Genomic DNA, 19,049 nt, shown 5'->3' with positions numbered 1-19,049 from the left:
CCCGGGCTCCGGTCTCTCAGGCGCCGCGGCGCACACCCTGACGCCCGCTCTGACGCACGCTCTGGCGCACACCCAGGCGCACACCGCGGCGCGCGTCCCGTGGCACACCCCCGGGCGCGCCCCGCCGTCCGCCCCCGGCCGACCGCCGGGGGCGGACGCCGTAGAGCCCGGCCCCCAGCACGAGCGCCAGCGCGGGAACCAGCATCCCGGCCGTCATCGCGGCCGGGCCGCGTCCCGCCGCGAGCGCGACCGGAAGGCAGGTCAGGCCGAACCCGGCGAACAGCGCGGCGGACGGCCCGAGACGCACCCTCCCCCGCCTTCTGCCGTACGGGAGGAACCCCAGGCAGGCGCCGGACAGGACGGTCGCGGGCACCGCGAGGGCCGGGTCGGCGAGCAGGAGCGCCGCGCCGGCGAGACCCGCGCCGGTGACGGCGGCGACCCCGGCGAGCGCGCCGCCGCGCCGGTCGAGCAGCGCGTGGGCGTTGGTCATCGCGACGATCCACATCACGCTGACCGGACCGTCCGGCCAGTCGCCCGTCAGCGTGACCTGCACGCCGCACAGCACGACCCCGCCCGCCGCGACCGACTCCACGATCAGGCGCGTGGCGAGCGGCAGCGCCCCCACGTCCGCGATCAGGCCGAGCAGCGCCACCGCCGCGGCGGCCAGCAGGACCGCGCTCACCCGCCGGTCCGGCGGGCCGAGGGCGGCCAGCGTGGCGCCCGCCGTCACCGCCGCGAGCGTCAGCCCGCCCAGATAGGGCACCGTACGGCGGACCGGGCGCAGGGCCGCGGCGGCGAGCAGGCAGCCGGCGGCCCCGGCGAGCGCGGAGGTCAGAAGGGGTGTCATCGGCTGCCCACCTCCGACCGCGCCGCGCCGCGCAGCGTGCGGTAGAGCGCCTCGGTGTCGGCCACCAGCCGGTCCACCCCGAACGCCCGGCAGGTCCACGCGCGGGCCGACTCGCCCATCCGCCGGGTCAGGCCGGGATCTACCAGCAGCCGCACGAGGTGGTCGGCCATCTCGTCCGCGTCGGGCTCGGTGAGGAACCCCGTGCGGCGGTCCACGACGATCTCGGGCACGCTGCCCACCCGCGTGGCCACGGCGGGCAGGCCCGCCATGCCGGCCTCCACGAGCGAGAGCGGCGTGCCCTCGCTGTCGGAGGTGAGCAGCATCACGTCCGCCGCCGCGTACACCGTCTCGACGTCGCGCCGCCAGCCGAGCAGGCGGAAGGAGTCCCACATCGGCATGACGGCCCGCTCCAGCTCCTCTTTGAGCTCGCCGCCGCCGCACACGAGGAACCGCGCGCCGGGCAGCCGCGCGAGGACCGCCCGGGCGACCTCCGCGAGCCGGTCCGGCCGCTTGGCCTTCTTCAGCCGCCCGACGTACGCCACGACCGGCGCGTCGAGCGGGACCCCGAGCGCGGCCCTCGCCCGCCCGCGGTCGGGAAGCGGGCCGAGACGGGTGCCCGGGGGGATGACCACGTACTGCTCCGGCCGGCCGATCCCGGCGGCGAGGAGGTCGTCGCGCACCCGGGCGCCGACGGTGACGATGCGGTCGGTCATCGACGCGAGGCGGCGCTCGGTGCGGGTGTAGACCGCCTGGCGCAGGCGCGAGAGCTGACCGTCCAGGAGATGGCCGTGGTAGGTGTGCACACGGGCCGCGCCCGTGCCCGACAGACGGGCCGCGAGGCGGCCCAGCGCGCCGGCCTTGGTGGTCCGGGTGTGCACGATGTGCGGCCGGAACTCGCGCATCGCGTTCGCCAGCCCGAACAGGGCACGGTAGTCGTCGGCCGGTTTGATGGCCCGGCCGAGGCCCGGCACCCGGTGGACCGGGATCGTCGCGTCGCGAAGCTGCAGATGGTCGCCCTCGCCGCCGTCCACGTAGCCGGTGTAGAGCCGGTGGTCGAACTCCACCGGGCTGAGCCGCTCGCACAGCCCCGTGACCTGGGTGGCGGGACCGCTCACGTTCATCCGGGCGATTATCTCCATGACACGAATCCGGTCGTCCGGTTTCATGCCGCCTGCTCCCTGATCATGTCGGAGAAGCTAGCCCGCCTATCCCGTCGCGACCGGACACCCAGACGGCGCCGGAAGAGACTTTTCCGTATCCGTACCCAAGCCTTACAGCGGTCCGTCCGGCAATCGCGGGGCGGGCGGCGCGGCCGCTCCTACAGTCGTCCCATGGCGGAGAAGCTGGTGGTCGTGGGCCAGGGCCCGGCCGGCCTGCCCCTCGCGACGCGCGCCGCGGAGGCCGGGTTCCGCGTGGTCGGCCTCGATGACGACGAGTGGCGGGTCAAGCGGCTGAACGCGGGGGAGCCCTGCGTGGAGGGCGTCGGCGCGGCCGAGCTCGCCGCCGCGCACGCCTCCGGCCGCTACATCGCCAGCGCCGACCCCGCCGACGCGTCCGGGTTCGACTTCTGCGTGATCACCGTCGCCGTGCGGACGCGGGACGGCGCGCCCGACCTCGGCCCGCTCGGCACGGCCGCCGGCCGCGTCGCCCCCTTCGTCCGCCCGGGGGCGACCGTCGTGGTGGAGACCGCCGCCTACCCCGGCACCACCGAGGAGTTCGCCGGGCCGATCCTGGAACGCGGGTCGGGGCTGCGGGCGGGGGAGGACTTCCATCTCGGCCACAGCCCGAGCCGCGCCGAGCCCGGCAACCCCCGCTGGCGGATCGGGAACACGCCGAAGGTCGTGTCGGGCGTCGGCCCGGCCTCGCTGCGGGCCGTGACCTACCTCTATGGGCGGCTGGTGCGGGAGACCGTGCCGGTCTCCTCGCCCCGCGTGGCCGAGCTGTGCGCCCTGCTGGAAGCCGCCCGCGCGCACCTGGACGCCGCCCTGGCCAACGAGCTGGCGATCTTCGCCGGGCAGCTCGGCGTCGACGTGTGGGAGGCCGCCGAGGCCGCCGCCACCAGCCCGTACGGCCGCTCCGGCGCGCGGCCCGGGCCGGGACTGCCCGGCTCCTGCCTGCCGGTCGACGTGGCGTACGTGCCGTGGGCGGTCAGGGGCCGCGCCGTGCGGGGCTTCCGGCTGGTCGAGGCGGCCAACGACGTCAACGCGCACATGCCGGCGTACGTGGTGGACCGGATCGGCCTCGCGCTCAACCGGCGGTGCCGCGCGGTCCGGGGCAGCCGGGTCCTGCTGCTCGGCCTGACGCCCGTGGAGGTGGCCAAGTCGCTGTGCCGGCTCGGCGCCCGGGTGCGGGCCGCCGACCCCCGCGCCGACTCCCGCGCCGGCGACCTGCTCGTGCCCGCGGGCGTCGAGGTCGTCGAGCCGGACGCCGCCGAACTGGCGCGCGCGGACGTGGTCGTGGTGCTCGGCGCCCCCGACTGCTACGACTACGACCTGGTCCAGCGGGCGAGCAGGTTCGTCTTCGACACCCGGGGCCGCTGCCGCGGCCCGAACGTCGAGCGGCTCTGAGTCACCGGTAGCGCACCCGCGCGATCCGGCCGAGCAGGTTGAGCGGCAGCAGCCGCAGAAGCGCGACGATCGCCTTGTAGCGGGCCGACGGGACGCTCACCCACGTCCCCCGGGCGAGGTCGCGCATCGCGTCGGCGGCGACGCGGTCGGCCGACAGCCACGCGAAGGACGGCAGATGGGACATGTCGAGCCGGGCCCGGCCGTGGAACTCCGTCCGCACGAACCCCGGGCACAGCGCCATCACCCGCACGCCGTGCCGGCCGACCAGAGAGGCCGCCGAGGTGCTGTAGTTCACCACCCACGCCTTCGACGCGCTGTAGGTGCCCCCGGGGAGGAACGCCGCGACGGAGGCCACGTTGACGACCCCGCCGCGGCCCTTGGAGATCATGTACGGCAGGGCCGCCCGGGTCAGCCGCAGCACCGCCTCGCAGTGCAGCCGCAGCATCCGGACCTCGTCGTCCACGGGGGTGTCGAGGAATCCGCCGGGATGCCCGAACCCGGCGTTGTTGACCAGCAGGTCCACGCCCGAGCGCAGTCGCTCCTCGGCGGCCGCCAGCCCCTCCTCGGTGGTCAGGTCGGCGGGCAGCGTCTCGGCCGTCACGCCGTACCGCTTGTGCAGCGCCTCGGCGGAGGCGCTCAGCCGCTCCTCGTCGCGGGCCACCAGGACCAGGGAGAACCCGTCGGCTGCGAGGCGCCGGGCGAAGGCGGCGCCGATCCCGGCGGTCGCGCCGGTGATGAGTGCGGTGGGCATGACGGCAGCGTACCCATCCCGCCGCCGCGCCGGGTCACGCGCGGGCGGTGCGGCAGATCAGCCGCTCCACCTGGGCGCTGAGCCGGGCCGCCCGGGGCCATCCGGCGTACAGGGTCAGGAACACGACGGTCTCGCGCAGCTCGGCCGGGGTCAGCTCGCCCGACCGCAGGGCGGTGTCGAGGTGGCGCTCCAGCGCGTCGTCCATGCCCTGGCCCACGAGGAGGCCCACCAGCAGCAGGCGGCGGTCCCGGCCCGTGAGGACCGGCCGGGACCACACCTCCGAGAACATGCGTTCCGCCGTCGCGCCGAAGAGGCCGTCCGGCCCTTCGGCGACGCCGTCCTCTCCGTGGGCCTGCTCCATGGCGTCCGGTCCCTTCGCGGTGAATCTGACGGCATGCACTCAGGTTGTCGTGTTCCGGCAGCCGAGGCGTTACACCTTCCGTCGAAGAGTTCTCGCGTCAGGACGCCCTCTCATGGGCCGCGGGCCGCTTCCGGCCGCTCTCCGGTGGGTATCGCCATCCGTGACGCGCCACCCTGCCACCGGGCAGGTACGGCGCCATGCAACCTCCATGTAACAGGAGGAGTGCGGATCCGGGAAAGATTCGGTCTAGTTTTCCGAGGCGTCGCGGATCTACCGTGAGAAGGACGATTTGAGAACGGGCACTACTACCTCGTAGACCCGCAAAGCGGAGGTTGGGCCCTGGTGGAAAGACCGCGGGTAAGGACCGGGGTGGTGGGAACGGTCGCAGGGGCGGCGATGGCCGCCTCCGTGCTGTCCGGCTGTGCCGGCCCCCAGTACACCTACGTACACGACGAGGCGGGCGACACCTACTTCAAGGTCCCCGTCTCGTGGCGTCAGATCGACCAGAAGACGATCGACGAACGGCTCTTCGGCGACACGGAGTCGGCCACCGCGCAGCTCGCGAAGCAGGCCTTCTGGACGGCCGCCTTCGACGCCCATGACCAGCCGTCGATCCTGCACCTCGTCCAGGGCCCGGTGCGCGGCGAGGACAAACCCTTCGTGTTCGCCAAGGTGGAGAAGCTCAGCGAGGACAAGCAGAACGCGGCGTCGCTCAACCTGCTGCGCGCGTCCCCGCCGATGCCGGTGCCGCTGACGGAGGACCAGCAGAAGGAACTGGAGGGCGAGGGCCTGTCCGGCTTCGAACTGCTGGACGACGAGGTGCTGCCCATCGTGGACGGGGTCAAGGGCGTCCACACCGTCTACAACTACCGGGTGGCGGAGGGGCCGGTGCAGACGTTCGACAAGACCGCCTACCTGTCGGCCGACGGGACGACGGCCTCCACCCTTCTCATCCGCTGCTCGCCCGCGTGCTACCGCCAGCGGGCGGCGGAGATCGCCGCGATCGTCAAGTCCTTCAAGGTCAAGCGCATCATCAATCCGTGAAGGAGCCCCTCATATGAGCACGGCCCTCCCACCGAAGCACCACGAGGGGCTTCGCGAACCGGGGTCGGGTCCCGAGGACCGCGACCCGCGCACCCGGAAACGACTGCCGCTGTGGGACAGGAGCAAGTTCCTGATCCTGCTCGCCGTCGCGTTCGGCGTGCTGCTCTGGAACGAGATCGCCACGTATGAGGGCATCATCTCCTTCTCCGACGCCTTCCTGCTGACGGTCCGGAACGCGTCCTGGATCCTGTGGCTGGCGGGCCTCGAAGTGCTCCGGCAGATCCACTTCCTGATCAGTGAGCGCTCGGCCGGATACCACCGGTTCTGGACACGCGGCGTCTTCGGCGGCTGGAACCGCTGGACGCACCGCAGGTTCAACGACTGGAACCGCTACCGCATCGCACGGGCGATCAAGTGGGTCGTCTGGATCGTGGTCATCGCGCTGGTGCTCGCGAAGGTGCAGCAGACCTCGCCGCTGCAGGCGCTGTTCAACGTGCCGGCCACGGTGTGGGGCTTCCTCCCCATGGTCCTGCAGGTCATGCTGCTGATGGTGCTCGCCGTCGGGCAGTTCGTCGCGATCTTCTGGTTCCTGTCCCGTGGCGGCGTGGACGTCTACTATCCCGACGACATCAAGACGCGGTTCGCCGACGTGTGGGGCCAGGACCACGTGGTCGAGCGGGTCAAGGAGAACATCGTCTTCCTGGAGAAGCCGGACGAGATCGAGGCCAGGGGCGGCTACGTGCCGAGCGGCATCCTGCTCTGGGGCCCGCCCGGCACCGGCAAGACCCTGATGGCCGAGGCGGTCGCCGGCTCCACCGGCAAGCCGTACGTCTTCGTGGACCCCGGCGCGTTCATCAACATGTTCTTCGGCGTCGGGGTGCTCAAGGTCAAGTCGCTGTTCCGCAAGCTGCGCAAGCTGGCCCTGCGGTACGGCGGCGTCATCGTCTTCTTCGACGAGGCCGACTCGCTCGGCAACCGCGGCGCGCTCGCCCAGGGCGGGCCCGGCGGCTGGGGGCGCTCGGTTCCCGCGCCGTTCGAGGAGGCCGGCTGCCACGGCTTCGCCTACCTCGACCCGCACACCCGCACCGTGCTCGGCCGTCACGCCGCCGGCCCGGCCGGGCCGGCGGAGCCCGCGCGGATGCCGCGCACCGGCGCCTTCGTCAACCGCCTGATGTACGGCGGGGGCATGGGCGGCGGTGGCGGGATGGGCACCCTGGAGGCGCTGCTCACCGAGATCTCCGGCCTGAAGAAGCCGCGCGGCTTCGTCAACCGGTACGTGCGCAGGCTGCTCGGCATGCGGCCCAAGCCGCCGCCGAAGTACCGCATCCTCATCATGATGGCGACCAACCTGCCCGAGGCGCTGGACGAGGCGCTGCTGCGGCCCGGCCGCATCGACCGCATCTACAAGGTCGGCTACCCCTCCAAGGCGGGCCGGATCCGCACCTACCGCGGCTACTTCGACAAGGTCAGCCACCAGCTCACCGACGAGCAGATCGACAAGCTCGCCACGATCACCCCGTACGCCACCGGTGCGACGATCAAGGACCTGGTCAACGAGTCGCTGATCACCGCGATCCGGGACGGCCGGGAGTCCATCACCTGGTCGGACGTGATGCGGGCCAAGCGGCTCAAGCAGCTCGGGCCGCCGGAGGACGTCGAGTACATCGAGCGCGAGCGGCACGCCGTGGCGGTGCACGAGGCCTGCCACGCCGTCGCCGCCTACCGCACCCGCCACCACCTGGAGATCGACCTGGCGACGATCGAGAAGGGCGCCGACTACCTCGGCATGGTGGCCAGCATCAAGCCGGAGGACCAGTTCACCCGGTGGAAGTCGGAGTACGAGGCCGACATCATGGTGTCCCTCGCCTCGCTCGCCGGGGAACGCATGTTCTTCGGGGAGGACAACTCCTCCGGCGTCTCCGGCGACCTGCAGTCCGCCACCGCCATCACCGGCATGATGGAGGCCCACTGGGGCATGGGCATCGGGGTCGCCTCGCTGCCCGCGCTGCAGGAGCTCGGCCTGCGCGAGGGCAAGGCGGCCCAGCCGCAGCCCGGGGGCGGCGGCACGGGCACTCCGGCGGGCCCGCGCGAGGAACTGGTGCCCGACATGCTCCCCGAGCGCATCGAGTTCAACCTCAGCCGGTTGCTGGAGAAGACGGCCGAGCTGCTGCGGGAGAACCGCCGCGAGGTGCTGTCGGTCGCGCACGCGCTGGAGCAGCACAAGACGCTCAACGGCGACGACGTGGTCGCGGTCATCGAGAACAGGATGGGGCCGCTGATCGACGGCACCGCCTACGCCTCGGACGAGTTCTACGAGGAGATCGAGACCTATCACCGGGCCGCGGTGGAGGCGCATCGCGGCCACAGCGAGGTCCCGGTCGAGCTGCCGCTTCCGAGGACGCGGACGCTGGAGGCGTCGGTCGTCGTCACCTCCTCCGGCGGGGGCGCGCCGATGCTCGTCGCGCAGCCGAACGGCGTGGCCGGCGGCAACGGACATCTGCCACAGCCGTTGCAGCCGCCCCAGCCGGACTTCGTGCCGTGGAACGGCGCGCCGCCTCCGGCGTCCGCGACGCCGTTGCCGGGGCAGACTCCGTTCGGGCAGGCGCCGCTCGGGCAGCCGTCCGCGCCGCGGCGCCGGTCGTACGGCGCGCTGTGGGCGGTGATCGGCCTCGCGGTCACGGTGGTGCTGTTCGTGCTGCTCGGCGCGTTGCTGTTCGCCTCGCCGCAGGGCGCGCGGGGCGCCGCCTTCGCCGGCGGCGTCCCGGCGGGCACGGCGGTGCTGCTGACGGTCGCGCTCGTCGCGGTGGTCGGCGGCATCGCGGTGGCGATCCTGCTGGTCCGCACGCAGCAGGCGGGACGGCGCCAGGCCGAGGAGGCGAGGGACCGGGCGGCCGAGCGGGCCCAGCTTCTCGCGGCGGCGATGGACCCGGAGGTCGCCATGCGGCTGCTCGGCTACGACGGCCGGCGGGGCCCCGAGGCCTGACTCCGCGACCTTCCGTACGGCGATCCCCGGTGGGCACTGCCCGCCGGGGATCGCCGTTCTCATCTGCTTCAGTTGCTTAATTAAGTTTCTGATATGTTCTCCGCGTGCCCGACCTCCCCGAGCTGAGCGTGGCCGAGCTGACCCACGTCCTCGAAGACTTCACGCGCATGCACATCCGCCTGCCAGCGGAGCGGCGGCTGAGCTTCACCACGCTGTCCGTGCTGCACACGCTGGCGGGCGGCGGTCCGAAGCGGCTCACCGACCTGGCCGCAGGCGAGCAGGTCACGCAGTCGGCGATCACGCAGATGGTGACCAAGCTGGAGCGCGAGGGCCTGGTGGAGCGCCGTCCGGACCCGTCGGACGGCCGTGCCGTCCTCGTGCGGGTCACCGCGGCCGGCGCCGCGATCGTGGAGGGGCGGCGGAGCGAGCGCACGGCACGGCTCGCGGGCCTCGCCGCCCGGCTCGCGCCCGGGGAACGGGCCGCCATCGCGGCGGCCCTCCCGGCCCTCGCCCGCATGGTCGAGCTGCACCGCACCGGCGAGGGCGTCGCCGGGGCTGACCCCCCCTTCGACGGCTGGAGGAAACGATGACGAGCCATGAGACCGCCGAGACGACCGCGGCCCGCCGCGCCGGGGAGCGGCCGTTCCCGCTGGAGCCGCGGCCGATCCACGTGCCGGGCGACGTGCTCGACGACCTGCGCCGCCGCCTGGAGCTGACCCGTCTGCCGGACGACGCGGGCGACGGCGACTGGAGCTACGGCGTGAACGGCGCCTACCTGCGGGAGCTCGTCGGCTACTGGCGCGACGGATACGACTGGCGGGCGGCCGAGGCGGCGATCAACGCCTACGAGCACTACCACGTGGAGATCGACGGCGTGCCGGTGCACTTCATGCGCAGGCCCGGTGCCGGGCCCGCCCCGACGCCGCTGATCCTCACCCACGGCTGGCCCTGGACGTTCTGGCACTGGTCGAAGGTGATCGACCCCCTGGCCGACCCCGGCGCGTACGGCGGCGACCCGGCCGAGGCGTTCGACGTGATCGTGCCGTCGCTGCCCGGCTTCGGGTTCTCCACCCCGCTGCTGCCCGGCCACCCGGACATGAACTTCTGGAAGATCGCCGACCTCTGGCACGTCCTCATGACCCGCGTCCTCGGTCACGACAAATACGCCGCGGCCGGATGCGACGTCGGCGCCCTGGTCACCGGCCAGCTCGGGCACAAGTACGCCGATGAACTGCTGGGCCTCCACATCGGCTCGGGGCAGAAGCTCACGATGTTCAACGGCGACCGGGCCTGGGACCTCAGCGGGGGCCGGCCCATCCCCGACGGCCTGCCCGCGGACGTCCACGCCCGGGTCGTCGCCCTGGAGAGGCGCTTCGCCGTCCATCTCGCCGCACACGTGCTCGCCCCGAGCACCCTCGCCCACGGGCTGTCGGACTCGCCCGCCGGGATGCTCGCCTGGATCCTGGAACGCTGGGTGACCTGGAGCGACAACGGCGGCGACGTCGAGACCGTCTTCAGCAAGGACGACCTGCTCACGCACGCGATGATCTTCTGGGTGACGAACTCGATCGGCACCTCGATCCGCACGTACGCCAACAACAACCGCTATCCGTGGACCCCGTCCCACGACCGGTGGCCGGTCGTCGAGGCGCCCACCGGCATCACCTTCGTGGCCCACGAGAACCCGCCGGGCGTGAGCACCGGCCAGCGGGTGGAGCACTTCCTCGGCAGCGACAGGGCGGCCTGGTACAACCTCGTGAACCTCACCGCCCACGACCGCGGCGGCCACTTCATCCCCTGGGAGATCCCCGGCGAGTGGGTCGACGACCTGCGCCGCACCTTCCGCGGCCGGCGGTAGGTCGCGGGGTCAGAGCCGGAAGCCCAGGTCGGGCATGATCTCGGCGACGTCCATCTGGGCCTTCTGCAGGCGGCCCGAGTAGTCCCAGTTCATCGCCTGCCAGCGGGTGAACTGGTCGAGCACCCACATGCCGCTCTGCCGGCTGCCGTTGCCCGACTTGCCGTTCCCGCCGAAAGGCAGGTGCGCCTCCGCCCCGGACGTCGAGTTGTTGACGCTGACCATCCCGGCCGACACGCCCTCGCGGAATCGGAACACCGCCTTCGGGTCGGAGGTGTAGATGGACGACGACAGGCCGTATCCCGGGCGGTTGGCGAGGTCGATCGCCTCGTCCAGGGTGGAGAACGTGGTCACGCCCACGATCGGGCCGAACGTCTCCTCCAGGAACAGCCGGTCGTCGGGGCGGACGCCGTCCACGACCACCGGGTGGTAGTACAGGCCCTCGCCGTCGATCCGGCCCACCGGGCCGGGCAGCACGGTGTGGTGCGGCTGGATCCAGCCCAGGTACTCCTCGTACCGTTCGGCGAACCGGTGGTCGAGCAGCGGGCCGTAGAGGACGTCGCCGTTCGGGTCGCCGATCTTCGCGCTGCGCACGGCGTCGGTGAACCGGCGCAGGAACGCGTCGTGCACGTCCTCGTGCACGATGACCGTGCCCAGGGAGGTGCACCGCTGCCCGGCCGTGCCGAACCCGGAGAACAACGCGCCCTCGGCGGCGAGGTCCAGGTCGGCGTCCGGCATCACGACCATCGGGTTCTTGCCGCCGAGCTCCAGGCAGGGCGACTGCAGGTGCCGCCCGCACAGCTCGCCGACGCGGCGGCCGACCGCGCTGGAGCCGGTGAACCCGACCTTCTGCACCAGGCCCTCGCCGAGCGCGCGGTCGAGCCCGGCGTAGGTCTGCTCGCCGTCGGCGAACACGATGCCGAGCACACCGGCGGGCAGCCCCGCCGCGGCGAACAGGCGGTAGAGCGCGTGCGCGGACGCCGCGGCGTACTCGGCGGGCTTCCAGACCACCGCGTTGCCGCACAGCAGCGCCGGCACCAGATACCAGGAGGGCACCGCGACCGGGAAGTTGCCCGCCGTCACCACAGCGGCGACGCCGACCGGCACCCGGAAGGTGAACAGGCTCTTGTCCGGCATCTCCGACGGGATGGTCTGCCCGTAGAGGCGCCGGCCCTCGCCGAGGAAGAAGTCGCAGGTGTCCACGATCTCGCGGACCTCGCCGAGCGCCTCGGCGTACGGCTTGCCGATCTCCTCGGTCACCAGGCGGGCCAGCGCCTCGGTGTTGGCCTCGACGAGGCGGCCGATCGAGGCGATCACCCGTCCGCGCACCGGAGCCGGAACGCGCGCCCACTCCCGCTGGGCGGCCGACGCGGCGCGGCAGGCGTCCGCGAAGCCCGCCGCGTCCGTGAGCGTCACCCGCGCCACGGTCTGCGAGGGCCGCGCCGGATTGACGGACGCGTACGGCGTGCCCGAAGTGAGCTCGTCACCCCCGATGACGGAAACGATCTGCCGAGTCACCGCAACCTCCGCGACTGTTTCTGCTCTCACGCCTCGATTACACAGTATTTCCGTCTCCGGTGCCCGCCAGGCCTTCGTGGAGGGCGACCGCGGCGGCCTGGGTGCGGCTGGAGACGCCGAGCTTGGCGAGGATGTTCGAGACGTGCACGCTGACCGTCTTCTGGGAGATGAACAGCCGTTCGCCGATCTCACGGTTGGGCAGGCCGTCCGCGACGTGGGCCAGCACCTCCCGCTCGCGCGCGGTGAGCGAGGCGAGCCGCCCGGGCTCCCGGCCCGGCCCCGGCTCCCGGCCCGCCGCGGGCCCGCCGGCCTGTCCGGACGCGCCGCCCGGCCGCTGTCCGGACGCGCCGCCCGGCCGCTGTCCGGACGCGCCGCCCGGCCGCTGTCCGGACGCGCCGCCCGGCCGCTGTCCGGACGCGCCGCCCGTCGTGGTGCCACCGTCCGCCGTGCTTTCACCGGCGGGAGTGTCCGGCGCGGGGGCGGCCGCCGTCGGGTCCCGGAACCCGGCGCGCGCCCCGGACTCCCGCAGGGCCGCCAGGAGAGGCCCGGCTCCCAGCGCGGCGGCGACGGTCACCGCCCGCTCCCACTCGGCGTGGGCCGCAGCGTGGTCACCCGTCCGCAGCAGGCTCTCGGCCAGCCGGCGGCGCGACCGCGCCTCCTCGTAGACGAAGCCGAAGCCGAAGGCCTCGGTCGCGCGCCGCCACACCTCCGGGCCTGCCGTGCCGTGCGCGCGGTGCCATTCGGCCTCCGCCCGGGCCAGCCAGGCGAGACCCTCCGGGCCGAGGCGCGCCCGCGGGCCGTTGGGCCCGTTCGCCGCGGCGTACCTGGCCCGTCGCAGCAGGTCGTCGCAGCGCTCGCCGGTCTGGCCGAGGTCGGCGAGCGCCTGCAGGCCGGTCGCCGCGATCCGGATCAGGCCGGGGTCGAACGGTTCGAGCGTCGCGAGGATCGCGTCGACGTGTTCGAGCGCCGCCTTCGGGTCGCCGTGCCACAGGGCGTGCTCGGCGGCCATCCCGCGCGCCATGTAGCTCACCAGGTCGTCGGACCAGAACCGGGACAGCCAACGCAGCCTCTCGTCGGCTCCGGCGCGTCCCCGGCCCACCTCCACGAAGAGGGCGAACGACGAGAGCTGGGCCTCCGCCCGGGTGCCGACCCGCACGCCGAACGCGCCGGCCAGCCGCTCGGCCGCGTCCCAGTCGCCGTCCGCGTAGTGGATGAGGTAGTGCAGGAACCTCAGGTCGGTGCCGAAGGCGCTCCAGGTCAGCCCGGTATCGGCGGCCAGCCGCACCCCCGACTCGGCGATGCGGGCGGCGTCCGCGAGATGGCCGTGCTCATAGTGGATGCGCGCGTGGTTGAACCGTGCCCGCAGGTCGATGGACAGGTCGCCCGTGGGGCGGCGGGTGGCGCGCGTGAGCAGATCGACGGCGCGTTCGACGTCGGAGGACTCCTCCGACAGCGCCAGCACGACCAGGGCGCTGGCCTCGGCGTCGCGGGCGCCGGTCGCCTGCGCGACCTCCAGCGCCCTGGCCGCCGTCGCGGTCGCCTCCTCGACCCGGTAGTTCCACCACAGCGTGCGCGCGTACGTGGCCAGGGCTCTGGCCAGCAGAGGGCTGTGCGGCGCGAGGTCCACCGCCTCCCGGGCCGACGCGGTCGCGTCGTCCCGGTCGTCGTCGGCGTCGGCCAGGTAGTAGGCGAGCCGTTCGCCGATCTCGGCGACGAGGACGGGGTCGTCCGCCTCCCGGCGCAGCCGCCGCAACTGCCCCGCGGCCCTGTGGGAGTCACCGGCGGCCGCCGCCGCGGCGGCGCTCGCCAGCGCGATCCGTGGCCGGCTCTCCCCGGCGGGGCGCCCGGAGTCCGGCACCTGGTCCCACAGCTCCAGCGCCCGCTCGAGGTGCCGGTGCGCCTCCGCCGGAGCGCCCAGTCGGGAGGCCATTCGCCCGGCCTCCACCGACGCCCGCAGCGCCGCCGGCGTGTCGTGCGCGGCGAGGTGATGGTGGGCCAGTTCGGCGGGGGAGCCGCCGCGCTCCGCGAGCAGCGCGGCGAAGGTCGCGTGCAGGCGGGTCCGCTCGCCCGGCAGCAGGTCGTCGTACACCGCCTCCTGGAGGAGCGCGTGCCGGAACGCGTATCCGTCGCTGCCCGCGGTGAGCAGCCGCCGCGAGACGATCTCACGCAGCGCGTCCTCCAGCGGCAGGTCCCCGAGCCCGGCGGCATCGCGCAGCAGGTCGTGGCCGACCCGCCGTCCGGCCACCGCGGCGATCCGCAGCACCTGACGGGCCGTGTCCGAGAGGGCCTCCACCCGCGCGAGCATCAGGTCGGCGAGCGTCCCCGGCAGCCGGCTGTGGTCGGCGGTGGCGGCCAGCAGCTCCTCGGCGAAGAACGGGTTGCCCCCGGCCCGCTCGATCAGGGCGCCGAAGCCGCGTTCCCGCTGCGCGCCCGCCGGGCCGTCGCCGTGCCGGTCGAGGCTGGCGAGGTAGGCCGCCATGTCGTCGTCGCCCAGCGGCGGCAGTTCGACGGCGGTGACCAGCGGCAGGCGCCGCAGCTCGGCCAGGACCGGGCGCAGCGGGTGGCGGCGGTGCAGGTCGTCGGTGCGGTAGGTGCCGACGAGGCACACCCGCTCCCGCTGCAGCATCCGGGTGAGGAAGACAAGCAGGTCACGCGTCGAGCGGTCGGCCCAGTGCAGGTCCTCGAAGACGAACAGCACCGGATGGCGCCCGGCCACCTCCGACAGCATGTCGAGGACCGACCCGAACAGACGCTGCTGGGCGAGCCCGCCGGTGGCCGTCTCCTCGGCGGGGCCCGCGTCGTCGCCGGGCAGCAGCCGCCGCAGGGCGGGGCGGGCGGCGACGGCCTCGCCGACCGGCCCCCCGGGCTCGATGGCGGCGGTGCGCAGCGCGTCGGCCAGCGGGAGGTACGGCAACGCGTCGCCGAGCTCGGCGCACTGACCGGCCAGCGTCACGAACCCCCGCCGCTGCGCGAGATCGCACAGCTCGGTCACGATCCGCGTCTTGCCGATCCCCGCGTCGCCGCCCACCAGGGCGACTCCCGCGAGCCCGGCCGCGGCGCCGTCGAGCACGCCCACAAGCCGATCGAGCTCGGAGGAACGCCCGATCAGCACCCTTTGCGGCGTACGCGTGACCACGTTCGCGAGTATGACACGCGGCTCCGACAGAACCGTGACGACGCCGTCGGCCTCCACCCGGCGACGGGACCCCTTCCTCTCGCGGCCCGGTTCGTACACGCTGTCGTACACGCGGGGCCGCGGCACCCGCGTCACCGGAACCCCATCGACCCGTGAAGGCACACATTGATGCGACTCGTACGTGGCCACCTCCCCGACGACACCGGAGTCCCGGGGCCGGCACGCTGGGCCGTCCGTGACGAGGAGGGCGACCGGCCGCTGCCGGAGGACTTCTCGCTCGGGGAGGCGCTCTCGTCCGGCCTCGACCACTTCCGCCGATCTCTCGCGGCGGCGACCGGCCCGGCCGTGACGCTGGCCTCACTCGCCGCGCCCGTGGACCGGTGGACGGAGGTCTGGGCCGCGGGCGTCACCTACCGGAGATCGCGGGAGGCGCGCAAGGAGGAGAGCCACGAGCCCGACATCTACGAGCGGGTGTACGACGCCCCCCGCCCCGAGTTGTTCTTCAAGTCGCTCGGCTGGCGCGTCCGGGGACACGGACAGACGATCGCCGTACGGCCGGACTCGTCCTGGGACGTGCCGGAGCCGGAACTCGCCGTGGTGGTCTGCGCCAACGGGGAGATCGCCGGATACACCGTCTGCGACGACGTGAGCTCCCGCTCCATCGAGGGCGAGAACCCGCTGTATCTTCCGCAGGCGAAGATGTATCTCGGCGCCACCGCGCTGGGCCCGGGGATCCGTCCCGCCTGGGAGGTGCCCGACCCCTACGACCTCGGCATCCGGCTCGGCATCTCGCGCGGCTCCCGCGAGATCTGGGCGGGCTCGGCGAGCACCCGCCGGCTCCACCGGCGGATCGACGACCTCGTCGAGCACCTCCTGCGCGCCGACCGCTATCCGTACGGTGTGATCCTGACGACCGGCACCTGCCTCGTGCCGGAGTCGGACTTCACGCTGACGCCCGGCGACGAGGTGACCATCGAGATCGACGGCCTCGGCCGTCTGGTCACCCCCGTGAGCGCCGTCGACGGCATCGACCTGTGGCGGGAGCCGCCCGGCCGGTGACCTTTCCGGGCCCGGCCCGCCCGTGCTCGGCCGCGCGGAGCGTCAGTGGCCCGTGGCGCCGTCGATCCGCTCGCGGAGCAGGTCGGCGTGGCCGTTGTGACGCGCGTACTCCGCGATCATGTCGACCAGGATGCGGCGCAGCGCGATCGGCCGCCCGGTGGAGCGCTGGACGCCGGTCTCGTCCAGCGACCGGGCGGCGGCCACGATCTCCCGGGAGCGCTCGCACTCCGCGCGCCACACGGCGAACGCCTCGTCGGCGTCCCCGCCCAGATCCTCGAAGTCCTGGTCGGGGTCGTCGTCGGAGTAGTAGAGGAGCGGGACGTCCTCACCGGCGAACTGGATGCGGAACCACCACCGCTCGACGCCGGCGAGGTGCCGGAGGATGCCGTGGAGGCTCAGCACGGAAGGCGGCACTCCCTTGTCGGACAGTCGTTCCTTCGGCACGCCGGAGCACTTGAGCGCGAACGTCTCGCGGTGCCAGTCCAGTGAGGCCGTGAGGATCTCTCGCTCGTCGCCGACGAGGACAGGAACGGAGCGGGAGTCGCCGTCCCACTTCTTCGAGTAGTTCGCCGCAGGGATCTCGTTCACGCCCCGACCCTGCCAGACGGCACCGACAGTTCCCGAAACCACGGCCGGAGCGGCGTCCGGCCTCACCCGAGCCGTTCCAGGCCCCGCCGAGAGACGGCAGACGCCGAGTCGGGGGCGTTCGCGGTTATGGTCGCAACGTGCCTGACGCGATCTTCGCTCATCCCCGCCTCGCGGCCGTCTACGACGCCTTCGACGGTGCCCGTGACGATCTGACGGCCTACCTCGGCATCGCCGGTGAGCTGGGCGCGGAGCGTGTGCTCGACGTCGGATGCGGCACGGGGTGCCTGGCGGTCCTGCTCGCGGACAGCGGCCGTACGGTCACCGGGGTCGATCCGGCCGAGGCGTCGCTTGAGGCGGCGAGATCGAAGGACCCGGCCGGGAGAATCAGCTGGGTCCACGGCGACGCCACGGCAGTGTCCGCTCTCGGCTTCGACCTCGCGGTGATGACGGGAAACGTGGCGCAGGTCTTCCTCACCGACGACGACTGGACGCGGACCCTCCAGGGGATCCGGTCCGCGCTCCGCCCGGGTGGCCACCTCGTGTTCGAGACCAGGCGTCCAGGATTCCGGGCCTGGGAGGAGTGGGCCGCTGACACCGCTCCGGTCACCCTGGACATCGCGGGGATCGGACCGGTGCGGCGCCGTCAGGAGGTGACCGCGGTCACCCTGCCGCTGGTCTCCTTCCGCTACACCTTCGAATTCCTTACGGACGGTACGGTCGTCACCTCCGACTCCACGCTGCGGTTCCGGGACCGCGACGAGGTGGAGACGAGCCTGCTCGGCAACGGCTACCAGGTGTGGGACGTGCGGGAGGCCCCCGACCGTCCGGGCCGCGAGTTCGTGTTCCTCGTGCGGCGCACGCCCTGAGGCCACCGGCAGACCGCGCCGCGGCCTCTGTTCCCCTCCGGCGCCGGAACAGGAGGTCCGGTGCCGTTCGTGGCGTGCAGGGCAGCGGCCCGACGCCCATCCCGCGACACGGACGTTTTTGTCGGCGGCGCTGGCTAGTCTGCGGCGCGTGACGCAAGGACGGAGCCCGGACCAGGCGATCGAGGCGCCCTCTGCCCCCGCTGTCGCCGGTGACAGTTCCGCAGAGGAGGCCGGGGGGCGGACGGCGGCCAGGCGCGGGCAGGCCGAGCAGCGGGAGGGCAGGGTCGCCGCGGGCCTGTCGGAGCTGGAGCGGTGGCTGGCCGACCAGATCGGGCAGGGGATCGCGCAGGCGCGCCAGACGGGCCCGGCCGGCTGGGACGACCTCGCCAGGCGGCTGGTCGACGCGCAGGCGCCGGGCGTGGCCGGGATGGTCACCCGGCTGCCCCGGGTCCTCGGAGCCGAGGACTGGCCGGGTCTCCTCCTGGGGGAGTACGCGCTGCTTCATCTGCTCGCCGTCGCCCACCGTCGCGCCGGCGCGCTGCCCGGGCCGCTGCGGCAGACCGTACGGACCCGGGTCGGCTTCCCCGTCACGAGGGAGTCGGTGCTGGCCGGCCCGGTGGTGCGGGACCTCTGGGACGTCGTCGGCTGGCGGGACGAGGAGCAGGAGCGGCTGGTCGCCCGGCGCGTCTGGCTGGCGGGCCGCGCGACCGGCCGCGCGGCGATGGTGCTGTCGTTCTCGCCTGTCGGGCAGCCGCCGGAGTCGTTCCCACCGCCGGGCACGACGATCGACGCCGACCTCGCCTTCTATCCGGGCGCGTCGCCGCTGCGCGCCCTGGTGGCCGTGCGGCACGGTGACGTCGAGGCGGGTCCACCGCCGGGGACGGAGATCTCGCGGGTGCCCGCTCTGATCGCGGAGGTGCTCGCGGCAGATCCCTGGGCCGACTCCTGGCCTCTGGTGCTCGCCGGGGTCGTCCCCTGCCCGGACGGCCTCGCCGACGGCGCGGGGGCCGACGTTCTGACGGCCGAGGGTACGGGAGCCGACGGTCTGAGGACCGACGATGCAGGGGCAGACGATGCAGGGGCAGACGGCGCGGGGGCCGACACGGAGGGGGGCGGCGATGCGGGGGCCGACGGTTTGAGGGCCGCGGGTCCGGGGCCCGGCGGTGAGGGGGACGCGCGGCCGCTGCACCTGCCGCTGCACCCTGCCGCGGGGGTCCCGTGGCGGCTGCTGGCCGTCTCCGGAGGGCGGCCGGTGACGGTCGCCGCCGAGTGGACGCCACGCGGGCTGCTCCCGCTGACGGTCTGGGACGACGAGGGCGAGGTGGTGCGCCTATGACGCCGGTTCCGATCGCGGCCGCACCGTTGCCGGCGGCGCCCACGTTCAGGAGTGCGACGCCTGCCCGGCGGCCGGGCCGTCTTGCCGCTTCTCCCGGCCGCTCGCCCCGCTTCCGGAGCGGAGCAACCGGCCCGGGCG

15 protein-coding genes are annotated in these 19,049 nt (G+C 73.7%); 8 read left to right on the top strand and 7 right to left on the bottom strand.

Going from position 1 to position 19,049, the window contains the following annotated elements:
- Positions 1–16: 16 nt before the first annotated feature.
- The gene (locus tag F5972_RS05290) at positions 17–847 is read right to left on the bottom strand and encodes an MraY family glycosyltransferase (protein WP_150931651.1); all 831 of its coding nucleotides are present in this window, start codon (positions 845–847) and stop codon (positions 17–19) included.
- On the bottom strand, positions 844–2,013 hold the full coding sequence (locus tag F5972_RS05285; RefSeq protein WP_150931649.1) for a glycosyltransferase: 1,170 nt from the start codon (positions 2,011–2,013) through the stop codon (positions 844–846). Before F5972_RS05285 ends, F5972_RS05290 begins: the two co-directional genes overlap by 4 nt.
- 165 nt (positions 2,014–2,178) lie before the next feature.
- Between F5972_RS05285 and F5972_RS05280 the strand changes: the two genes are divergently transcribed.
- Positions 2,179–3,414: a nucleotide sugar dehydrogenase gene (locus F5972_RS05280; RefSeq protein WP_150931647.1), complete on the top strand. Its 1,236-nt coding sequence runs from the start codon at positions 2,179–2,181 to the stop codon at positions 3,412–3,414.
- A gap of 1 nt (position 3,415) precedes the next feature.
- Here the strand turns inward: F5972_RS05280 and F5972_RS05275 are convergent, their stop codons facing one another.
- Positions 3,416–4,165 (bottom strand): SDR family NAD(P)-dependent oxidoreductase, encoded by a 750-nt coding sequence (locus F5972_RS05275; RefSeq protein WP_150931645.1) that lies wholly within the window; start codon positions 4,163–4,165, stop codon positions 3,416–3,418.
- Positions 4,166–4,199: 34 nt separating this feature from the next.
- Positions 4,200–4,565, bottom strand: coding sequence for a carboxymuconolactone decarboxylase family protein (locus F5972_RS05270; RefSeq protein WP_225311184.1), 366 nt, complete (start codon positions 4,563–4,565; stop codon positions 4,200–4,202).
- Positions 4,566–4,898: 333 nt separating this feature from the next.
- On the opposite strand from F5972_RS05270, the gene F5972_RS05265 reads away from it, so the two are divergent.
- The 4 genes from F5972_RS05265 (at position 4,899) to F5972_RS05250 (ending at position 10,411) form a co-directional block, all read left to right on the top strand.
- Positions 4,899–5,570, top strand: a complete 672-nt coding sequence (locus F5972_RS05265; RefSeq protein ID WP_150931643.1) for a hypothetical protein — start codon at positions 4,899–4,901, stop codon at positions 5,568–5,570.
- A gap of 13 nt (positions 5,571–5,583) precedes the next feature.
- Positions 5,584–8,553 carry an AAA family ATPase gene (locus F5972_RS05260; protein ID WP_150931641.1) on the top strand — a complete coding sequence of 990 codons (2,970 nt, stop codon included), beginning with the start codon at positions 5,584–5,586 and terminating at the stop codon, positions 8,551–8,553.
- A 104-nt stretch (positions 8,554–8,657) separates the two neighbouring features.
- A complete protein-coding gene (locus tag F5972_RS05255; protein WP_225311183.1) occupies positions 8,658–9,143 on the top strand; it encodes a MarR family winged helix-turn-helix transcriptional regulator in 486 nt (161 codons plus the stop codon).
- Positions 9,140–10,411 (top strand): epoxide hydrolase family protein, encoded by a 1,272-nt coding sequence (locus tag F5972_RS05250; RefSeq protein WP_150931639.1) that lies wholly within the window; start codon positions 9,140–9,142, stop codon positions 10,409–10,411. The genes F5972_RS05255 and F5972_RS05250 overlap by 4 nt, the downstream gene beginning before the upstream one ends.
- Positions 10,412–10,420: 9 nt before the next feature.
- Here F5972_RS05250 and F5972_RS05245 read toward each other — a convergent pair whose 3' ends face one another.
- Both F5972_RS05245 and F5972_RS39140 read right to left on the bottom strand, forming a co-directional pair.
- Positions 10,421–11,926: an aldehyde dehydrogenase family protein gene (locus tag F5972_RS05245; protein ID WP_150931638.1), complete on the bottom strand. Its 1,506-nt coding sequence runs from the start codon at positions 11,924–11,926 to the stop codon at positions 10,421–10,423.
- 37 nt (positions 11,927–11,963) lie between these two features.
- Positions 11,964–15,197, bottom strand: a complete 3,234-nt coding sequence (locus F5972_RS39140) for a helix-turn-helix transcriptional regulator (RefSeq protein ID WP_318527507.1) — start codon at positions 15,195–15,197, stop codon at positions 11,964–11,966.
- Between the two features lie 33 nt (positions 15,198–15,230).
- Here F5972_RS39140 and F5972_RS05230 point away from each other — a divergent pair, with 33 nt between their 5' ends.
- Entirely contained in the window at positions 15,231–16,121 is an 891-nt protein-coding gene (locus F5972_RS05230; protein WP_150931635.1) for a fumarylacetoacetate hydrolase family protein, read from the top strand.
- A gap of 42 nt (positions 16,122–16,163) precedes the next feature.
- On the opposite strand, the gene F5972_RS05225 is transcribed toward F5972_RS05230, so the two are convergent.
- A complete protein-coding gene (locus tag F5972_RS05225; RefSeq protein WP_150931632.1) occupies positions 16,164–16,709 on the bottom strand; it encodes a DinB family protein in 546 nt (181 codons plus the stop codon).
- A 137-nt stretch (positions 16,710–16,846) separates the two neighbouring features.
- Here F5972_RS05225 and F5972_RS05220 point away from each other — a divergent pair, with 137 nt between their 5' ends.
- Positions 16,847–17,575 (top strand): class I SAM-dependent methyltransferase, encoded by a 729-nt coding sequence (locus F5972_RS05220; protein ID WP_150931630.1) that lies wholly within the window; start codon positions 16,847–16,849, stop codon positions 17,573–17,575.
- Between the two features lie 148 nt (positions 17,576–17,723).
- Positions 17,724–18,911 (top strand): SWIM zinc finger family protein, encoded by a 1,188-nt coding sequence (locus F5972_RS37810; protein WP_225311182.1) that lies wholly within the window; start codon positions 17,724–17,726, stop codon positions 18,909–18,911.
- Positions 18,912–19,049: the final 138 nt, after the last annotated feature.

Origin of the sequence: Microbispora cellulosiformans, from assembly GCF_008728085.1 — a bacterium.
Lineage (GTDB): Bacteria > Actinomycetota > Actinomycetes > Streptosporangiales > Streptosporangiaceae > Microbispora > Microbispora amethystogenes.
This window is presented reverse-complemented; position numbering and strand designations above follow the sequence as displayed.

Bases quoted from the DNA above. Each gene is read 5' to 3' on its own strand.
- F5972_RS05290 (WP_150931651.1), bottom strand. From the start codon at position 847: ATGACACCCCTTCTGACCTCCGCGCTCGCCGGGGCCGCCGGCTGCCTG.
- F5972_RS05285 (WP_150931649.1), bottom strand. From the start codon at position 2,013: ATGAAACCGGACGACCGGATTCGTGTCATGGAGATAATCGCCCGGATG.
- F5972_RS05280 (WP_150931647.1), top strand. From the start codon at position 2,179: ATGGCGGAGAAGCTGGTGGTCGTGGGCCAGGGCCCGGCCGGCCTGCCC.
- F5972_RS05275 (WP_150931645.1), bottom strand. From the start codon at position 4,165: ATGCCCACCGCACTCATCACCGGCGCGACCGCCGGGATCGGCGCCGCC.
- F5972_RS05260 (WP_150931641.1), top strand. From the start codon at position 5,584: ATGAGCACGGCCCTCCCACCGAAGCACCACGAGGGGCTTCGCGAACCG.
- F5972_RS05250 (WP_150931639.1), top strand. From the start codon at position 9,140: ATGACGAGCCATGAGACCGCCGAGACGACCGCGGCCCGCCGCGCCGGG.
- F5972_RS05230 (WP_150931635.1), top strand. From the start codon at position 15,231: ATGCGACTCGTACGTGGCCACCTCCCCGACGACACCGGAGTCCCGGGG.